15 protein-coding genes and 2 pseudogenes are annotated in these 18,879 nt (G+C 57.9%); 3 read left to right on the top strand and 14 right to left on the bottom strand.

What is annotated here, in order from left to right:
- Position 1: 1 nt before the first annotated feature.
- From N4A58_RS02515 to N4A58_RS02455, 13 genes and pseudogenes are all read right to left on the bottom strand, one after another.
- Positions 2-889 carry a branched-chain amino acid ABC transporter permease gene (locus tag N4A58_RS02515; protein ID WP_209259032.1) on the bottom strand — a complete coding sequence of 296 codons (888 nt, stop codon included), beginning with the start codon at positions 887-889 and terminating at the stop codon, positions 2-4.
- On the bottom strand, positions 890-2,809 hold the full coding sequence (locus tag N4A58_RS02510) for a long-chain fatty acid--CoA ligase (protein WP_293707482.1): 1,920 nt from the start codon (positions 2,807-2,809) through the stop codon (positions 890-892).
- The gene (locus N4A58_RS02505; protein WP_293707479.1) at positions 2,802-3,608 is read right to left on the bottom strand and encodes an ABC transporter ATP-binding protein; all 807 of its coding nucleotides are present in this window, start codon (positions 3,606-3,608) and stop codon (positions 2,802-2,804) included. Before N4A58_RS02505 ends, N4A58_RS02510 begins: the two co-directional genes overlap by 8 nt.
- 37 nt (positions 3,609-3,645) lie before the next feature.
- Positions 3,646-4,500: an SDR family oxidoreductase gene (locus tag N4A58_RS02500; RefSeq protein WP_293707478.1), complete on the bottom strand. Its 855-nt coding sequence runs from the start codon at positions 4,498-4,500 to the stop codon at positions 3,646-3,648.
- Between the two features lie 105 nt (positions 4,501-4,605).
- Positions 4,606-5,760, bottom strand: a complete 1,155-nt coding sequence (locus tag N4A58_RS02495; RefSeq protein WP_293707476.1) for an acyl-CoA dehydrogenase family protein — start codon at positions 5,758-5,760, stop codon at positions 4,606-4,608.
- Positions 5,761-5,768: 8 nt separating this feature from the next.
- Entirely contained in the window at positions 5,769-6,980 is a 1,212-nt protein-coding gene (locus N4A58_RS02490) for a CoA transferase (RefSeq protein ID WP_293707475.1), read from the bottom strand.
- A gap of 123 nt (positions 6,981-7,103) precedes the next feature.
- Positions 7,104-7,520, bottom strand: a pseudogene (locus N4A58_RS02485) (transposase); the annotation flags it as partial.
- 22 nt (positions 7,521-7,542) lie between these two features.
- Positions 7,543-8,901, bottom strand: a pseudogene (locus N4A58_RS02480) (ISKra4 family transposase).
- Positions 8,902-9,442: 541 nt separating this feature from the next.
- Positions 9,443-11,551: a xanthine dehydrogenase family protein molybdopterin-binding subunit gene (locus tag N4A58_RS02475; protein WP_293707473.1), complete on the bottom strand. Its 2,109-nt coding sequence runs from the start codon at positions 11,549-11,551 to the stop codon at positions 9,443-9,445.
- Positions 11,552-11,618: 67 nt separating this feature from the next.
- The gene (locus N4A58_RS02470; protein WP_293707472.1) at positions 11,619-12,077 is read right to left on the bottom strand and encodes a (2Fe-2S)-binding protein; all 459 of its coding nucleotides are present in this window, start codon (positions 12,075-12,077) and stop codon (positions 11,619-11,621) included.
- A 19-nt stretch (positions 12,078-12,096) separates the two neighbouring features.
- On the bottom strand, positions 12,097-12,783 hold the full coding sequence (locus N4A58_RS02465) for a glutathione S-transferase family protein (protein WP_293707471.1): 687 nt from the start codon (positions 12,781-12,783) through the stop codon (positions 12,097-12,099).
- Positions 12,746-13,255 carry a MarR family winged helix-turn-helix transcriptional regulator gene (locus N4A58_RS02460; RefSeq protein WP_293707470.1) on the bottom strand — a complete coding sequence of 170 codons (510 nt, stop codon included), beginning with the start codon at positions 13,253-13,255 and terminating at the stop codon, positions 12,746-12,748. Before N4A58_RS02460 ends, N4A58_RS02465 begins: the two co-directional genes overlap by 38 nt.
- Positions 13,256-13,561: 306 nt before the next feature.
- Complete coding sequence (locus N4A58_RS02455) at positions 13,562-14,521, bottom strand: MBL fold metallo-hydrolase (RefSeq protein ID WP_293707469.1); 960 nt, start codon at positions 14,519-14,521, stop codon at positions 13,562-13,564.
- 101 nt (positions 14,522-14,622) lie between these two features.
- Here N4A58_RS02455 and N4A58_RS02450 point away from each other — a divergent pair, with 101 nt between their 5' ends.
- From N4A58_RS02450 to N4A58_RS02440, 3 genes are all read left to right on the top strand, one after another.
- Complete coding sequence (locus N4A58_RS02450; RefSeq protein WP_293707468.1) at positions 14,623-15,114, top strand: MarR family transcriptional regulator; 492 nt, start codon at positions 14,623-14,625, stop codon at positions 15,112-15,114.
- 111 nt (positions 15,115-15,225) lie between these two features.
- Positions 15,226-15,894, top strand: coding sequence for a cupin domain-containing protein (locus N4A58_RS02445; RefSeq protein WP_293707467.1), 669 nt, complete (start codon positions 15,226-15,228; stop codon positions 15,892-15,894).
- Positions 15,895-15,935: 41 nt separating this feature from the next.
- On the top strand, positions 15,936-17,015 hold the full coding sequence (locus N4A58_RS02440; RefSeq protein ID WP_293707466.1) for an NAD(P)/FAD-dependent oxidoreductase: 1,080 nt from the start codon (positions 15,936-15,938) through the stop codon (positions 17,013-17,015).
- 12 nt (positions 17,016-17,027) lie between these two features.
- Here the strand turns inward: N4A58_RS02440 and N4A58_RS02435 are convergent.
- Positions 17,028-18,879 (bottom strand): efflux RND transporter permease subunit (locus N4A58_RS02435; protein WP_293707465.1); only part of this gene is annotated, 1,852 nt, incomplete at its 5' end.

The raw sequence follows: 18,879 nt of genomic DNA, 5'->3' as shown, positions 1-18,879 counted from the left end.
CTTACACCCTTTCGATGTCGTGACGACCGAACAGCCCGTGCGGACGGATCATGACGGTAAGAATGAGCACGGCAGCGACGATAAGCTCACGGCTTCCGCCTCCGACAAGCGGATCGAGGAAATCAGCGCCAACGTTTTCGACGACGCCCAGGATGATGCCTGCGATCACGGCGCCAAGGATACTGTCGAGACCACCGAGAACGGCAACTGTCAGACCTTTGAGAAGCAACAGCGACAGCGCCTGATCGACACCCTGAATCTCGCCCCAGATAACGCCCGCAGCGACGGCAACAACGGATGCCAGCGCCCAGGACAGGCCAACTCCGCGTTCAACCGAGATACCTACCGACCACGAAGCCATGTAATCATCCGCGATCGCCCGCAACTTGATCCCGGTCCGGGTTCGGAAAAACAGCATGAATGCGACAAACAAGGCGAGCGCAACACCGGCACCAACCAGATGGATGCGGCTGATGAAGATATCGTCCAAAAACAGTGGATCATAGCTGACGCCCAATTCCATCGAACGTGACGTCCCGCCCCAAATCGCAAGCGTTGTACCCCGCAGGAAAATGTCGAGGCCGAGTGTCAGCATCAAGATCATGACAACCGGCCGACCTGCGAGACGGCGCAGAGCAACACGCTCAATGCCGAACCCAAGGCCGAACATGACAACCGCAGCCAGAGGGATGGCCAGCCACAAGGGTAAACCCACGTCGCGTGCCAGCGCCAGGACCACATAGGCCCCTACCATGGTCAACCCGCCCTGCGCCAGATTGGGCACCGAAGATGCCTTGTAAATCAGCACAAGGCCGATGGCGAATAGCGAGTACAGCAGACCCGTCAAGGCTCCGTTGATCGCAAGCTCTGATAGAAAGACCCAGTCCATTTATACCTCCCTGATAGGAAGGCTTCTTTCGACCTTCCCTACTTCTCCGGTCTCGTAAGTCACCTGCGCGCTTACATGGACCTCTTTTGAACCGTCGTAGAGCGCTGCGATCACGTCGGCATAGCGTTCTTGAACGACTTTCCGCCGCAGTTTTCGGGTTCGCGTGATTTCACCATCGTCCGGGTCGAATTCTTTCGGCAGACTGACAAAGCGTTGCAGGCGTAACGGTTCGGTGACGGCCTTGTTGACCCGTTGGAAGGCCTCGCGAAGCAACGTCGCGACCTCTTCACGCTGAGAAAGATCGGCATAAGACACATAGGGCACGCCGTTGACCTCTGCCCAGTGCCCCACGGCCTCGAAATCCACGCAGACCATGGCCGTCAATTCGTCAAGCCCGGCGCCGATTACGGCAGCATCCTTGATATACGGGCTGAATTTCAACCGGTTCTCGATATAGTTTGGCACATAACGCTCGCCTCCGGCCGTATGCATGACCTCGGAGACGCGCCCCAGAACAACCAGGTGTCCATCTTCCTCCAAATACCCGGCATCACCTGTATGCAGCCACCCGCCCTCAAGGGCTTCGGCGGTCGCTTCGGGTTTGTTGAAGTACCCTTCGAATACGCTGTCCGAGCGTACCAAGATCTCCCCGTCCTCGGCGATGGTCACCTCGACGCCGGGCGCGGGTTTGCCAACCGTATGAAGGCGCACTTCACCCGGAGACTGAATTGCATTGATCGCGCTGTTTTCGGTTTGGCCGTAGAGTTGGCGCAATTTGATTCCCAAGGCTCGGTAGAAAACAAAGGTGTCTTCGCCGATTGCTTCACCGCCGGTGAACGCGTTCTTGAGTCGGCTCATTCCGAACTGGTCCTTGATCGGACCGAAAATGATTGCCTCGCCCAAAAGTCGGCCCAAAGGCTCAAGAACACCGCCGCTTTTGCCATTCAGCTTGCGCGTTTCCGCCGCGATGGCCCGATCCATGAAAAAATGGTACAGCCGTTTCTTTAAAGGGGTCGAATTTTCGATACCCACCTGGATTGTCGTCAGCATCTGGTCCCAGCTTCTCGGAGCCGCCAGATAGAAGGTCGGAGCGATCTCGCGCATGTCGCGCACGACCGTTTCCTGGCGCTCAGGCACATTCACGGTGAAACGCCAAAGGAGTGCCGCGGCAACGGTTATGGCGTAGTCTCCCACCCAGGCCATCGGCAAGTACGCGAGGATCTCCTCATTTTCGTCGAAGGCACCCGCCGCATGTCCATTCCGAGCAGCAGCAAGAACGTTCTTCTGACTCAGTACGATGCCCTTCGGCGCGCCCGTCGTTCCGGAGGAGTGCAGAAAAATGGCCGGATCTTCCGGCTTCGCACGACTAAGCAGTTCCTCACGCAGGCCCGGGGTTTCGTTCAGATCGTGCTGACCAACTTCGATCAGGTGATCCCAGGACAACAACCCTTCAACCTCGTAGAAGCCAAGACCGCGCGCTTCATCATAAATGATGTGGTCGATGCCCTCGGCGCCCGCGTCCTTCAGTTCCAGGATCTTGTCAACCTGTTCCTGATCTTCCGCAATGGCCGCGACGATCTCGACTTCGCCAAGAAAGTGCCTTAATTCCTCAAGAGTTGCGCCCGGATAAGCGGGCATGGCGTAGGCACCAAGCAACGAAACAGCCAGCATGCCGCCATAGAGCCGCGCACGGTTATCGCCCAGAACAAGCACTGCTTTGCCAGGCTTCACGCCGATTTTTTCAAGCCCAGCCGCACAGGCCACCACCTCTTGGGCGTATTCCGCCCAGGTGGTTTCTTTCCATATCCCACGCTCTTTTTCGCGACGGGCGATATCCTTTCCGTGGAGCGACGCGTTCTTCGCCAGAAGTGCACCAATCGTTTCGCCGCCTGAAGACCGGTTCTTCGTCAAATCAGTCATGCGACCCTCCGATATATGCCTCGATGACCCGCGGGTCCTTCACAACCTCCTTGGGGATGCCACTGGCGATCATTTCACCGTAATTCAGTGCCAGCATCCGATCACAAATGCCGGTGATGACATCCATATGGTGTTCGATCAGCAGAACGCTGACGCCGCGTTCGGCACGGGCATCCAGAATGAAACGGGACATATACCCTTTCTCTTCCTGGTTCATGCCGGCCATCGGTTCATCGAGAATCAGCATCTGTGGCTCGGCCACCAATGCCCGCGCCAGCTCGACCCGCTTTTTCAACCCGATCGGAAGACCATCGACCAACTCATGCCGAATGCTCTCGAGCTGTAGAAACTCGATCACCTCCTCGACGATTTTACGGTTCTCGATTTCTTCACGCTGTGCTGCCCACCAATATAGCGCCGTACGCAAAACGCCTGGGCTCATGTGGATGTGCCGCCCGAGCAGGATGTTGTCCAGAACGCTCATCCCGTTGAACAGGGCAAGATTTTGGAACGTTCTGGCAACGCCGAGCTTGGCAACCTTGTGAGGCGCCGTACCCGTAATGTCGTTTCCTGCCAGCCGGACCCTGCCCTCGTTTGGCGGGTAAAATCCGGTAATTGCGTTTGTTAGCGTTGTCTTGCCGCTGCCATTCGGACCGACAAGTCCAAAGATTTCCCCTTGTCGAATAACGAGGTCAACACCGGTGACAGCGACGATGCCGCCGAACCGTCGTTCGACCCCGCTGCACTCCAGTATCGCCCCATCATCGGCTCCGATTGCTGTTTTAACCCTTGTCGTCATCTAGATATCATTGTCCCCCTAAGGTTCACGGCCAACATCAGGTAATCCGGAAGTAGTCCGGCCGCCCCGTTGGCCATGGATCCCCCCACAATTGCTGCCCACCGTCGATGTTCAGAACTTCACCGGTTACGAATTTCCCTGAATTCGCCGCCATATAGACAACCCCTTCAGCGACATCCCATTCGTCCCCGGCGTGCCGCATCGGGTTGGAGTCCTGAAAGGTCGCAGAACCCTCCGGAGGGTAGTTCCCGAAACCGTTGCTTTCGCAGCAACCCGGCGCCACGCAGTTCACTCGGATACCGTGCGGGGCCCACTCCACCGCAACCGACTTGGACAGGTAAACTACCCCTGCCCGGGCCGCACAGGTGTGCGCGATGCCGGGCATGCCGCGCCAGATATCGGCCACGATGTTGACGATGGAGCCCGATTGCTTGTTGGCAACCCAGTGGCGCGCCGTGGATTGCATCATCCACCAGGTGCCGTTGAGGTTGGTGTCTATGACCGCATTCCAGCCCTTTGGACTAAACTCCAACGCTGCTTGCGGAAACTGACCCCCAGCATTGTTCACCAATACGTCAATCGCCCCGAACTCCTGGTTCGTCTTGGCGACAAAATCCTCGACCTGTTCGGGGTCACGGATGGTCATGGGCATCGCCAAGACCTTGGCGCCCAGGCCTTCAAGGAACTCCTTGGCCGAGGCCAGCTTTTCCTCGTTGCGTCCATTGATCGCCAGATTGGCGCCAAGCCTCGCGAACAGAGTCGCAATTGCCAGCCCCAATCCGCCTCCAGCGCCGGTCACCACAACGGTTTTACCGCTGAATAAATCGCTCGCGTAAACGGTTGCACGGTCCGACAGGTCCTCCATCGAAGACCCGAACTGCGTCTTATTCATGACGCCTCCTCCCATTCCCCACTAGGGGTATCTGCCATTAATCTAACGTGTGTTAGAAAATCGGTCAAGACACCTTTGCCCACCAGCCCCGCCTGTTATCTCTGATCAGTAAGACTTTGGAAGCCCAAGGGCTTTTTCTGCTATGAACGACAAAAGCATCTGCGGTGTCACCGGTACGATGCGGAACAGCAGAGCTTCCCGTACCAGTCGCTCCACGTGATATTCCTTGGCGTATCCGAATCCGCCAAATGTAATTTGTGCGGCTTCGGTCGCCTCAACCGCGGCGTCGGCGGCCAAAAGTTTGGCGGCGTTCGCCTCGACGCCGCAGGGCTCTCCCGCATCGTAAAGGGCGGCGGCGTGCATCACCATGAGATTGGCAGATTCCACCCGCGCCCATGCCCGGGCCAGCGGATGCTGAACACCCTGATTTTGGCCGATCGGGCGGTCAAAAATCACACGTTCGTTTGCATAATGCGCCGCGCGCGCCAGCGCGTTGCGCGCAATACCGATGCATTCACCGGCCACCAGGATGCGTTCGGGATTCAACCCGTGCAAAATTTGTCTAAAGCCTTTGCCCTCCTCCCCGATCAGGTCCTCAGCCGGTATCGGCAACCCATCGATGAAGACTTCGTTCGAATCGACAGCCTTTCGACCCATCTTTTCGATCTCTCGCACGTCAACGAAATTTCGGTCGAGATCTGTATAGAACAGGCTCAGCCCTTCGGTCGGGCTGCTCACATCCTCAAGCCGCGTTGTTCTGGCCAGAAGCAACATCTTGTCTGCCACCTGCGCGGTAGAAATCCAAACTTTTTGTCCGCGCACGACATATCTGTCCCCCCGCCGCACCGCCATGGTCTTCAGCTTTGTGGTGTCCAACCCGGTCGTCGGTTCGGTCACGGCGAAACAGGCCTTTTCGTCGCCTGCGATCAGCGGGCCAAGCATGCGCGCGCGCTGCTCATCGGTCCCGAACTTCACCACCGGGTTGAGCCCGAAAATGTTCATGTGGATGGCCGAGGCGCCGCTTGCGCCAGCCCCCGACTCGGCAATTGCCTGCATCATGATGGTCGCTTCGGTGATCCCCAGGCCCGCGCCGCCGACCGCTTCTGGCATGGCGATACCCAGCCAGCCGCCATCGGCCATTGCCCTGTGCAGATCATGGGGAAAACCACCGTTACGATCCCGGTCCAGCCAGTAGTCGCCGTCGAACCTTGCACAAATCCGCAGAATTTGGTCGCGAATTTCCTTCTGATCGTCCGTCATTCGAAATGTCACGGTGTCCCCTTCTCTTCCAGACTAACGAGCCCTGCCTCACAAAGGGCAATGATCCGATCATCGTCAAAGCCAAGATCACGCAGAATACTTCGGCTGTCCGCGCCAAGCGGTCGTCCCAGCCAGCGAACTTCGCCAGGTGTGGCGCTTAGATGCGGGATCGGGCCGATGACCTTGGTCTGTTTGCCGTCGACCGACACGATGTCCCCACGATGGCGTATCTGCTCGTTCGTCATGATCTCTTCGACGCTCAACACACGCGAGGCAACCGCATCATGGCGGGCGAATACCGCTTCCACTTCCTTAGCCGTGTGCTGCGTGACGAAATCATTGATCGCGTCAAAGACCACCGTCATGTGCCGCGACATCTCGCCCAATGTCGCGAACCGCGGGTCATCGGCGAGGGCATCGCCTCCGACCGCCCGCAACAGGCGCTGCGCGGTTTCCGCGCTACCTGCCGAAACGGTCAGCCACACCCCATCGGACGTTCGGAACATCCCCCCCGGAGCAAAGTCCATCGGCTGGCGCAGCCCATTGCGTCGCGGCGAGAGGTTAGCGCCAGTCAATGCGGGAACGGGATAGTCCATCAACCGAAGCAACGCCTCGAACACCGCAAGATCGACGACCTGACCGCGTGCAATGCCCTTTTCGCGAGCAAATAGCGCGATCATGATTCCCAAAGCGCCCATCAGCCCTGTCGTGCTGTCGGCCGCCGGAAAGCCGGGGTGCATCGGCGGCCCGTCGGGAAAACCGGTCAGATGCGCTAATCCACTCATGGCCTCTGCAGCACGCCCAAACGCTGGCACGTCGCGCATCGGACCGTCCTGTCCGTAACCTGAAACCCGCAAGACAACCAAGTCCGGGTTCCAATCGTGCAAGACGTCTGGCCCAACACCGGCACGTTCCAGCACACCCGGTCGGAAATTTTCGATCAGCACGTCGGCATCTTCGACCAACTTTCGCAGGATGTCCCGGCCCTCGTCGGACTTCCAGTCCAGGCCTAGTGTTTTCTTGTTACGGCCCAAAGTCTTCCACCAGACGCCCACCCCATCCTCTGCCTTGGGTCCAAGGTCGCGCATCATATCCGTCCGGTTGGGGGCTTCGATCTTGATGACATCTGCACCAAAATCCGAGAGTAAAGCTGCCGCAAGTGGTCCGGCAATTACGTGACCAAGTTCTATAATCTTCAGTTGATCAAGGGGTCCAGACATCTGCACTTTCGACTTTGCTAATTTTCTAATGGTTGTTCGATTCCTAGCAAAGGCGAAGTCGGACCTCAAGATTCAAAGGTAATCACTTCCCCAAAAACGTAACCGCCCGGTTGTTACCGCGGATCAGTTCATCGGCGTCCAGTTCCATGAAAGCAGTTCGTTGAGCGGGTTGGTCATGTGATTGTGGATGCGGTCGAGGATTTCGGCCAGCCAGGCTTGCGGATCGTGGCCGTTCATCTTGGCTGTCTCGACAAGGGACATCGCCCGGGACAGCGTTTCGCCACCGCTGTCGGAGCCTGCAAAAAGCCAGTTTTTTCGCCCGATGCTGATCGGGCGCATGACGCGCTCGGCGGTGTTGTCGTCGATGCCGACGCGGGCATCTCCAAGGAAGAGCTCGAATGACGGCCAGCAGCTGCGACCATAGCGGAAGGCCTTCGCGAGATCGCCCTTGCCGGGAATGCGTAGCAGTTGGGCCTCGGTCCATGCCTTGAAGGCCTAGACCATGGAGTGGGAGTGCGCCTAGCGTGCTGCCAGCCGCAGGGGAGTGGGCAAAACTTGGGGGTCAGGCTGCAGCCCTGCGGTATGCACCGGTAAGCCGACCGTCGAGAACGGCGGCGCGGACAACAGCCACGCGGTGGGCTCCCTTGGGTGACCATCTCATGCGGCGTCGCTTTCCCATGCGGGTGTTGCCGATGTCGTCCACGCAGCCCTCAGCCCGGGATGAAGAAATCGGAAGACCCGTGCGGTACCGCCGACCATAGTCGGTCAGGCTGTCCATGTTGTTCGCAAGGTAGGAATAGAGGTCTCGGCACCGAGCTTGCACTCGCCGAGCCGCTTCAGTTTCCACGCGGTCTTCTGTAACCAGCCGCGCGCAATCGACCATCAACCATTGCAGACTGGTCGTGGCCGTAAGAACTTTTCCATGCCAAAGGTACCATCGCAGCGTTTCGGCCGGACGTTTGAACAGCACTGGAATGCCGGAGAAACTCCTGCTTTGCAGCAGGCCCTTTACGGCGTTCTCGACATGCTGAATGCGCATCGAGATATGCCACCAGTCGAGTATGTGGCGGACCTTCCCACCGACGGCATTGCGGACGAGGTTTGGCAGGGCTGGTTCCCCGTCCGAAATTACCGTGACGGCTTGTTCCTGATCCCACCCGAGAGCCCTCTAGTCCTGGCGAAGCTGACGAGCAGGTGACAGGACCGCCTGTTGCACCAAGCCGAAGCGACGGCACCTATCGTGGCTTTCGATCTTGCCTACCACAACATCGAGGTGTCGCTTCTGGTATTTCGGCCTGCATCGGATATGCGCACCGTCCAGGAAAACCGTCAGCGCAGGCGCCGCTTCGGCGGATGGAGGAACAAGCGGCTCGTTCTGCTCGCTGTCGCAGATCTCCCGGGCAACTCTACCCAGTCGATTGCGCACCGATGTGTGCACCTGCTTCGCGCAAGGCAAAAAGGTTTCCAGGATACGCGCCGCTTCCCGGAAGGAATGACGCGCCCCAAGTTCGGCTTGAAGGCGTAGCAGTTCCGGGGTCGATCGATCCGGAAAAAAGTGCGCGAGAGGCGAAAGCGGTCCGCCCAACACAACATCGGATTTTGCATTGCAGGCACAGCGGCGAATGCGCGGCACCTTGACCTCGAACCTGCCGAAGAGCGTGTCGAGCACCCGAGACCGATAATCATGTACGGCCCGGACCTCCTCGCAGTCGGGACAGATCCTGCTGACTTGGGAAATCTCCTCGATCTGGTCGAGCAGGATCGCTTTCTGCAATCGCCCGAGGATGGTCTTCGCATCTTCGAGCAACAACCCGAACCCCTCAGGCTGCGAGCGTCGAGACGGGCGCGACAAACGGCCGAGATGATGCCTCTTTGTAATTCCGTTCTCAAAGGTTGTCTCAATAGTAATTCGCACGTCCATCGCAGTTCCCCTCTCAATGAACTACCAGCATACACAGACACCCCCAAGTTTTGCCCACTCCCCATCAAACGAGAAAATCATTCGCGAGTCTCACGAATTACGTGACCATGACACTTCTTGTCCGTGCACGACATATCTGTCCCCCTGCCACACCGCCATGGTCTTCAGCTTTGTGGTGTCTAACCCGGCCGTCGGTTTGGTTACGGCGAAACAGGCCTTTTCATCGACTGCGATCAGAGGGCCAAGCATACACGCGCGCTGTTTATCGGTCCCAAACTTCACCACCGGGTTGAGCCCGACAATGTTGATGTGGATAGCCGAGGCTCCGCTCGCGCCGGCCGCCGACTTGGCGATTGCATGAATCAGGTGTCAGACGTCAGCAATGATCGGACAGATTTAAGGGTTTGAGCAACGGAGGATTCCTGGCACATCGTAACCACCAAGGAGTGGAGATGAGACAGAAACCCTCTCTTATCAACTGCTCCATTCGCGCTGACGTCAGACACCACAGGGTAGCGCGCGCCAACGGTACTGACTTTGGTTAGGCGAGCCCGTGGTTCGAAAACGGCAAATCTCGAACTTTCTGACCAGTAGCCCGGCGGACAGCATTTGCGACGGCGGGACCGATTGGCGGCGTGCCGGGTTCACCGATTCCGGTCGGCGCCTCGGTTGATTGAACAATGTGAACGTCGACCGTTGGCATGTCGGCAATCCGAAGAGGTAGATAGTCATAGAAATTCGACTGGTTTACCTCCCCCTTCGTAATCGTGATCTCCTCGCGCAGGATCGCCGAAAGGCCGTAACCCAGCCCCCCTTCGATCTGCGCCTCGATGTTCGAAGGATTGATGGGTACACCGCAATCGACACCACAGGTCACATGTTCGACTTTAACTGTGCCGTTCTCGCGAATGCGAACATCCGCAATCTCGGCGACATAGGAACCAAAGCTTTTGTGTACAGCGATGCCTCGCGTCAGTCCGTCCGGTATCGCACCGGCCTTGGCCGCTGCCAGTTCGAGCACGCCACGCGCCCGCGGATCGCTGACGTAGCGCAGGCGGAATTCCACCGGATCCACATCCGCCGCCTCCGCCAACTCATCCATGATCGTCTCGACCACGTAGGCAGTGTGGGTATGTCCGACCGAGCGCCACCAGAGCACGGGAACACCAACGCGCGGATGATGAACATCAACCGACCAACCCGGTATGGTGTATGCCGAGTGTTGACCAAGGCCTTCAACAGAAGACGCATCAACGCCGCCGCTCACCATAAACTGTTCGAACGCAGTTCCGATAGCGATACCCTGCCCCACCACGCGCTGTTTCAACGACGTGATATTACCGTCTGCATCAAGGCCAGCACGCACACGGTGCATGTGCATCGGGCGGTAATATCCGCCGCGCACATCGTCCTCGCGGGTCCAGACCAGCTTGATCGGGCGCGCTTGCCCGTGCGTTTGAAGCCAAGCTTGCGCAATCATCGCCGCCTCAGCCACATAGTGACTGTCGTAGATCGCACGACGCCCAAAAGAACCGCCGCCCCAAAGGGTCTCGATTTTGACCGAACCCGGATCAATGCCAAGCACCTGAGCCCCGATGTTCTGGTCCAGGGTCTGTATCTGCGATCCGGTCCAGAATGTCGCCTCAGCGCCGTCGAACAGAACGGTCACATCGATCGGCTCCATCGACGTATGCGCGAGATAGGGGAAGAAGTAATCGGCTTCGATCACTTTCACCTCTTCGGCCTGTGAGACTGCGACGTTTTCGAAGACGATGCCATCTTGATCAAGCAATGCTGTGTATTCTGCACGCAGTTCTTCCGTGCCACGGTTTTCGGCCTGTGAGAAATCCCATTCAGCGGAAAGAGCGTCGCGCGCCTGTATTGCCTGCCAGGTTGACTCGGCGATCACCGCCGCCCGATCCGGCAGGCGGATCACGTCGATCACGCCGGGCATTGCCCGCGCCTCAGCGTCATCCAGTCCGGCCAACGTGCCACCAAAACGTGGGCTGCGCAGGCTGACAGCGTACATCAGCCCGTCCATCGACACGTCCATCCCGAACATGCCAGTGGATCCTTGGGTCTTGCGCGCCACATCCACTCGCGGAAAGGATTTGCCGATATAGACCCATTGATCGGGCGATTTCAGTGTCACGCTGTCCGGCACGCTCTGCTTCGCCGCAGTGGCGGCCATATCGCCCAGCGTGGCTTTGTTCGCGCCGTCAGTGATCTCACCGTTTGATACGGTAATGCTGGCAGGATCAACGCCCCAGGTCTTGGCTGCCGCCGCGACAAGCATTGCTCGTGCCGTTGCACCGGCTTCACGGTATTGCTGCCAGGAGTTGGGCATCGCGGTTGACCCACCAGTGCCCTGCACACCCAAAAGGGTATTAGCATAAAGACCGGTATTGGCGGGCGCAAATTGTGTTGTGACCTGTGCTGCATCCGCATCAAGTTCGTCTGCAATCAACGTAGCCAAACCTGTAGCGGTCCCCTGCCCCTTATCGAGGTGTTTGACAATTACGACAACAGTGTTGTCAGGACGAATGTGGACAAAAGGTGTGGCCAGACTGTCTGGGCCAGCCTGTGCTGTTGCTGCGGTCGGCAAAAGCGCACCACCCAGAATGAGACCACCCGCCGCGCCTGCGCTCATTTTGAGAAAGCCCCGGCGCGTCGTACCCCTAGTGGACACGGCCTGTGAGATAATCCTGTTCATCATGTTAACCCTCCACAATTTCGGACGCGCGATGGATCGCTTTGCGTATCCGTGCGTAGGTGGCACACCGGCAAAGGTTTCCATCCATCGCCGCGTCGATGTCTTCGTCGGTTGGTTCGGGCGTGTCCCGCAACAACGCCGCCGCCGACAAGATTTGACCTGATTGGCAATAGCCGCACTGGGGCACTTCAAGCTCGACCCACGCCGCACGGACAGCCTCGGTGGTCGCATCTTGCGCACCCTCGATCGTCGTCACGGTAGCACCGTCAATGTCGCCCACGAAGGTCTGGCAAGAGCGCACAAGCGCCCCATCCACGTTCACTGTACATGCGCCGCATGACGCAACACCGCAGCCGAATTTGGTGCCGGTCAAGCCCAGTTCATCGCGCAAAGCCCACAACAAAGGTGTATCAGCACTTGCCGCTATCTCGCGCGGCTCACCGTTCAAATTAAGTTTGATCATCGCTTGATTCTCCTTTTCCTCAGCTAAGGTTTGGAGCAGTGGAGGCAAAGACGTCATCCGCGCTCAACCTGTCCCACCAGTCTTGCATGCCATCAACGGCCAGAAGCGCGGCGCCATCATCTGTCAGTGTCGCATAAAATACGATGGGCCCCAGAAGATAGTCGGCATAGCCAGGTGCGTCGCCTGCAAGGAATGGCGCGTCGCCTTTGTTTTCCATCGCCAGTTTGGCAAACTTCGTGCCGTTTTCGAGGCCGGAGTGGCGCAGTTCCTCGTTCTTCCCACCGACCATATCAGGGAACAAGTGATAGGCCACAAACCCCGTAATCGCACTGCCACCGTAATTGTGATAAAGTGCCACGTTTTCATCAGATTTTGCACGTGCTCTTGCATCAGTGGGAAGCATCGGTGGCTCAGGGTCGCGCGCTTCAAGATAGCGCACAATGGCATCTGTTTCGCGCAAACGCATTCCGTCAATGTCCAATACCGGCACTTTGCCAAAGGGGTGGCGCTCAAGGTGTTCGGCCTGACGCGGCTCGCCTTGCAAGACGTTCACGGGCACCTGATCGTAGGGCACGCCCTTGTTTGCCAATACACAGCGGACGGTGCGCACATATGTTGAACCGTCAAAACCGTAGAGAGTTGTTTCTGTCATGGTATCCTCGATAGTTTTATTTGAGAGGGGTTGGTATTGGTAAAGCAACGCCAATAGGCGTGTTGAGATCCTCGGACAGCAGAGCCACAAGTTTGCGAACACTGGTACGGAGGCCCTCGACCACATCATGACCAAGGCGGTCGCCAATCTGGTCTGACAAGGCTTGTGGAATTTCTTTCGCTTGGTCTTTCAGAGACTGGCCCCGAGATGTCAGCCGCACGATGACGTGGCGTTGGTCGGAACGGTCGCGGTTTCGCGTCAGCAATCCTTGATCTTGCATGCGCTTCAGGATCGGCGTCATCGTAGCGCTATCAATATGCAGGCGTTGAGCAAGGGCTCCTACATGAATGGGCCCCTCCTCCCACAGGATCAACATGACCAAATACTGCGAATAGGTCAGACCCAAAGGCTCAAGAAGCGGTCGATACACACGCCCCAAAAGGTTTGATGCGGCATAAAGGGGAAAGCACAACTGTCTATCCAAGCCAAGCATGTCGTACGGGTCATGGCTTTGGGCTTTCTTCATCACGCGACCCGGTGCTGGGTTGCACGCGTGCCGGTAACACTCTCCAACCCGAGCGAAAACAACCATTCGCACCACAAGTCATCGTTCGGAATTTGTCGAACGCGTACAAAAATCGTGTTCATGTATCCCCCAAAAATTGATCATCGCTTCCGTGAACTGCAAGATAGACTGTTAAACTTATCTAGCAACCGAATAATTCGTACACGAAGTAAATGACCTAAATAGTCTGTGCTTTGCAAATCATATCGCTTAGCCCCAGACCCAGATAAGAGAGCGCCTTTCGACGCTCTCTTGAATTGTGCACTGTTACATCCAGGTCGCTGGGACATAGCGATACGCGTCGCCGTCCCGCAGTATACGGCCAAAACCGGGGAAGTGGATGTGACTCCCTGCGACGAGCATCTTGTCGGCCGACACCATGTCAAAGATACGGCGGCGCGAGACCGCTGCTTGCGCGGGATCAGAGTCGAAACCAAACCCGATATCTGGCAGCGCTGTATGCACGTCTGCCGAGTGCAGCGTATCGGCAATCATCAGCAACTGGCGATCGCCACCGTCAATCCGCACAATGGAATGACCGGGCGTATGGCCCGGCGACAGTATCATCGACAAACCTGGAGCCGCTTCACTACCGTCAGCAATGCGGGTCACGTTTGTGCCATAGGCATTCAACACAGTCTGGGCCAGTTGGAAAAGGCCTTTCGCCTCTGCGGGGGCTTGCGCCATCATCGCCTCGTCGGTCCAGAAACCGGCCTCGACTTCGCCAATCGCCAGTTCGGCGTTCTTGAACACAGCTTCATCTCCACGGATCAAGCCGCCAAGGTGGTCGGGGTGCGCGTGCGTCAGGATAACGAGATCAATGTCTTCGGGCGCGACGCCAGCTGCGGCAAGGCCAGGGGTCACCCCGCCAAAACCGGGCCCGAGCAATTCTTGCTCGCCCATACCGGCATCAATCAGGATCGTGCGGTCGTCTGACTGCAGAAGGAAAGCCGAAACAGGCGCGGGCAAGGCGTCTGGTCCGATGCCAACCTGCTCCATGACAGTGTCTATTTCGTCGCCTCCGAAGAAGAAGCCGCGCCCCAAAGGTGCGACCCCGTCGAGCAGGGCGGTGATGCGGTATTGCCCGAGCGGTGCAGAATAGAGCGCCGCCCCTTCTGTTGCGCTATGCCCAGCGGCCAGTGCCGGGCTTGCTACCCCTGCGAGAGCGGCGGTTGCAGGCAATGTGGCAGCACCTTTGAGCAGGTTGCGTCGGTTGATATGGGTCACAGTGGGTCCTTTCGTGCTAGAATAAATCGTACCCGAGGTTTATGGTCGCAAGTGGAGCCTCGCGGCTTTGCAATTGTAACCAATGAAGCTACCTAGCGGGCATGGGAAAGAAATCCAACCTCAATGATCTGGCCTGCTTTCAAGTGTACACTCTGCACCATGCGTTTGGCCGTTATTATCAGGCGGCGTTCGCAGAAAGCGGTCTGACCTATGCGAAGTACATTGTTCTGAAGGCGCTGGCCACGAAATCGCAAATGTCCCTGTCCGAGCTATCGCAGCATGTCGGCGTTGAGCCGAACACGATCTCGCCTCTTGCCAAAAAAATGGCGGCCTATGGCGTGATTGAACGGGTGCGCGACGCTGAAGACGAACGCCGTATTGTTTTGCGCCTGACGGATTATGGCATTCAAGTCCTGAAAGCAGCCGATGAGGTTGTGGCGGAGAATTTTGCAGATCTCGGCATCTCGGACAATGATGCCAAGCAAGCGATTGCTCTGATTTCACGCATCCGATCGGCGGTAGAAAAAGCCAAGCCGAGTCGACTCAACTTGCCTCAAGCGCCTCCCAACGTGCAAGACGGCCTGCCAGACTGAGAGCATGGGCGTAGAGCTTTCACCTTTTATCGAAATTCTCACCCGATCGTGCCCGAGACAAAACCTGAACGACATACCACCCCTTGAGGGGTGTGGAAAGGACTGAAACAGATGGAACTGAACGCCGATTTTTCGCAGAAGGTCGTTGTGGACACCGATGGCCTTGAATGGCAAGCCTCGCCCATGAAAGGTGTGGACAGAAGGATGCTCGACCGGATCGGGGACGAGGTTGCCAGGGCCACAACAATCGTGCGCTATGCGCCCGGCAGCCAGTTTTCCGCGCACACCCACGGCGGTGGTGAGGAATTCATCGTGCTTGATGGCGTCTTTCAGGATGAACATGGTGACTATCCGGCAGGCACCTATGTGCGAAATCCTCCAACGACGTCTCATAAGCCGGGATCGGAAGCGGGCTGCACGATTTTCGTCAAACTCTGGCAGTTTGACATGGATGACCGCACCCAGTTTCACAAGGATATGGAGGCGGAGCTTGGGGCGCCCGAAAATGGTGTGGCAACCGCTATCCTACATCGCGATACGCGCGAGACGGTGACGTTCTCCAGTTTAGAGGGCGGCGCAACCATGACATCGGATGCAACAGGCGGCACCGAGTTATTGGTCATCAGCGGGACCGCAACGGTGAATGGAGACGCCCTGAAACAACACGCTTGGTTGCGTCTGCCCGATGGCACCGCTTTGACAGCCACAGCTGGGGCTGAGGGTGCAAGGCTGTGGATGAAAACAGGGCATCTACCATACGCCAAGGCACCGCAAGTTTGACGAAAACGGGTCGAACCACGTCGCACAGGAAAATTTGATCGTTGCAAACGCAAACACTTATCATAGGTGGTGGGCTTTCAGGTCTGTCGCTCGCAGCGCGGCTATCTGCCGAAGGGCGGGATTTTCTGCTTGTCGAAGCCCGCGAAAGATGGGGCGGACGTATTCTGAGCGAGCAGTACCAAGAGGGCACCTTTGATCTTGGCCCCTCGTGGTTCTGGCCCGGGCAACCACGTATTTCGGCGCTGGTCGCGCACCTTGGGCTCAAACGGTTTGAGCAGTTTTGTCAAGGTGAACTTTTGTATGAAGACGAACGTGGGCATGTGCAGCGGGGACGCGGTTTTGCGTCGATGCAAGGCTCATGGCGGTTACAGGGCGGTCTTGCGGCCGTTATCAACAAGCTTCTGCAAAAAATTCCTGTAGACAGGCGCATCTCCGCCACACCAATCAATGCGCTGCGTAAAACGAGCGATGGCGTCGCCGCCCAAACGGTTGCGGGAACGGAAATTGTAGCGAAAAAGGCTGTTCTGGCCCTGCCACCGCGCGTTGCTGCGCAGTTTTCCTATGCGCCCGCGCTGCCCTCGGGCGCTTTGACTGCAATGGAGGGTATTCCGACTTGGATGGCAGGACAGGCCAAAGCCATTGCTGTGTATGACCGTCCTTTTTGGCGCGATAATGGCCTGTCCGGTGATGCAACAAGCAGGATTGGCCCGATGGTTGAATGTCACGACGCAAGCCCGGCTGCGGGTGGTCCCTATGCCATCTTCGGCTTCATCGGTATTCCGCCCGACATCAGGCGCGACACCGAAGCCCTGCACGAGCAGGTGCGAATGCAATTGGTCCGTCTCTTTGGCCCAGAAGCAAAAAACCCAAAGCGTCTTCACGTCAAGGACTGGGCTTTCGATCCGTACACAGCGACCTACCATGACCGAAAGCCCCTTCATGCTCACCCGAATTACGGCTTGCCGAGCGTTCTTTCAGGCCTGTGGGACGAAACGCTCGTGTTTGGCGGCTCCGAAGTGGCTCCGACATTCGGCGGTTTTCTCGAAGGCGCGCTCGAGGCGGCGGAATATGCCTACACCGTCCTTAAGACGGGTCGAGGGCGCTCAGAGACGCGCTTGTAACTGCATCTGCGTTCAGGCTGTCGCTGGGGAACCTGAAGGAGCGTTTTCTTTTTTGGGCGGCTTGATCCGGAAGAACAGTGCATAAAATACCGGAACCGCGACCAGCGTCAGGATCGAGGCGAACGCGAGGCCACCCATGATCGTCACGGCCATCGATGCGAAGAAGGCGTCTGGTAAGAGCGGAATCATACCGAAAATTGTTGTGCCCGCAGCCAGCACGACGGGCCTCAAACGGCTGACCGAGCCATCGATCACCGCCTGATAGTCCTCGACACCTTCGGCGCGTTGCTGATCGATTTCTTCCACCAGCACAATGGCATTCTTCATCAGCATCCCGGAAAGGGACAAGAAGCCGAGAAGCGCCGTGAACGTGAACGGTAGCCCAGTGAACAGCAGACCGAGAACCATCCCCGTGACCGACATCGGAACCACGAGCCACAGGATCAGTGGCTGGCGCACTTTGTTGAACATCAGGATCGAAATTGTCAGCATTACCAGAAAGCCCAAGGGAAGCTGTTTGCCGAGACTTGCCTGCGCTTCTCCCGCGCTTTCGAACTCGCCACCCCATTCCATCGTGTAGCCTTCGGGAAGCCGAATGGCTTCGATATCAGAGCGGACACTGCGAAAGGCCTCATCTGCTGTCAGGTCGCCGCCTGCATCGCCGAGGACCGTTATCGTACGCTCACGGTCGCGGCGGTGGATAAGGGCCTCGACGAGGCGGGGCTCAAAGCCGGAGACGAGGTTGGCCATCGGCACGTAATCATTTGCACCCGGCGACCAGACGGAGAGATCGCGCAAACGATCCAGCCCGTCCCGCTCGACCTCGGGAAGCCGCAGATACATCGGGACTTCGGCATCGCCTTCGCGCAGGGTGCCCACCCGCAGGCCCGAGGTGCCGTATTGCACGGTGTCGGAAATCGATCCGCGAGTCGCACCGGCCAACCGCATGCGAGCATCGTCGACGATGGGTTCGACGAGAATTTCGCGCTGCCGCCAGTCTGTGCGCGGGTTTGTGATCGTGCCGGCCTCGTCGAAGATCGCAAGCGCGTCATCCGATAGCTGCCGGAGCACCACCGGATCGGGTCCGGAGAACCGCACGGCGACATCGGCCCCGGAAGGCGGACCGAAGACGATCTCCTCGACGCGGATAAGAGCATTGGGGAATTGCGTCGGCAGTTCGCGATTGAGACGCTCCGCAACATCGGGGATGAGTGTGGCATCGGTCGCACGCACGATCAGCTGACCGTAGCTCGCATCGGCCTGCTCAGGGTTGTAGGTCAGCATGAAGCGGCTGGCCCCTCGCCCCACAAGCGTCGTCACGTCCGTCACGATCCCCTCGCCTAAGATGATCTCCTCGAGCCGGGCCATTTCTTTATTCGAGACTCGAATGTCCGTGCCTTGCGGCATCTGGAATTCGACGTAGAATATCGGGGTGTTCGACGCCGGAAAAAAAGCCTGCTTGACCTGGCCGAAGGCCATGACCGACCAGACAGTGATTCCGACGATCGTCAGGACGACGAGCACGCGAGCGCGCAGCGCCATCCAGAGGAAACCGCGATAGGCCGAATAGATGAAGCCGCCATAGGGATCCTTGGAGGTGTCTTTCGGTGCCTTCAGAAGGAGCTTCCCGAGATAGGGTGTGACAGTTACGGCGAGGATCCAGCTCATCAGCAGCGAAATCGCGATGACCGCGAAAAGCGAGAACAGAAATTCTCCGGTGGCATCTGGCGATAGCCCAATGCCCGAAAACGCCATGATCCCGATCACGGTGGCCCCAAGCAGGGGAAACCCTGTCGCGGTCTCTGTATCGGCGGCGGCGTCTTCGGCGGACTTGCCCCGCGCCATGCCAATCAGCATGCCTTCG

It is taken from the genome of Donghicola sp. (assembly GCF_025210255.1).
Taxonomy (GTDB): Bacteria; Pseudomonadota; Alphaproteobacteria; order Rhodobacterales; family Rhodobacteraceae; genus Donghicola; species Donghicola eburneus.
Note: the sequence above shows the minus strand (reverse complement) of the source record. Positions and strands in the feature narration are given on the sequence as shown.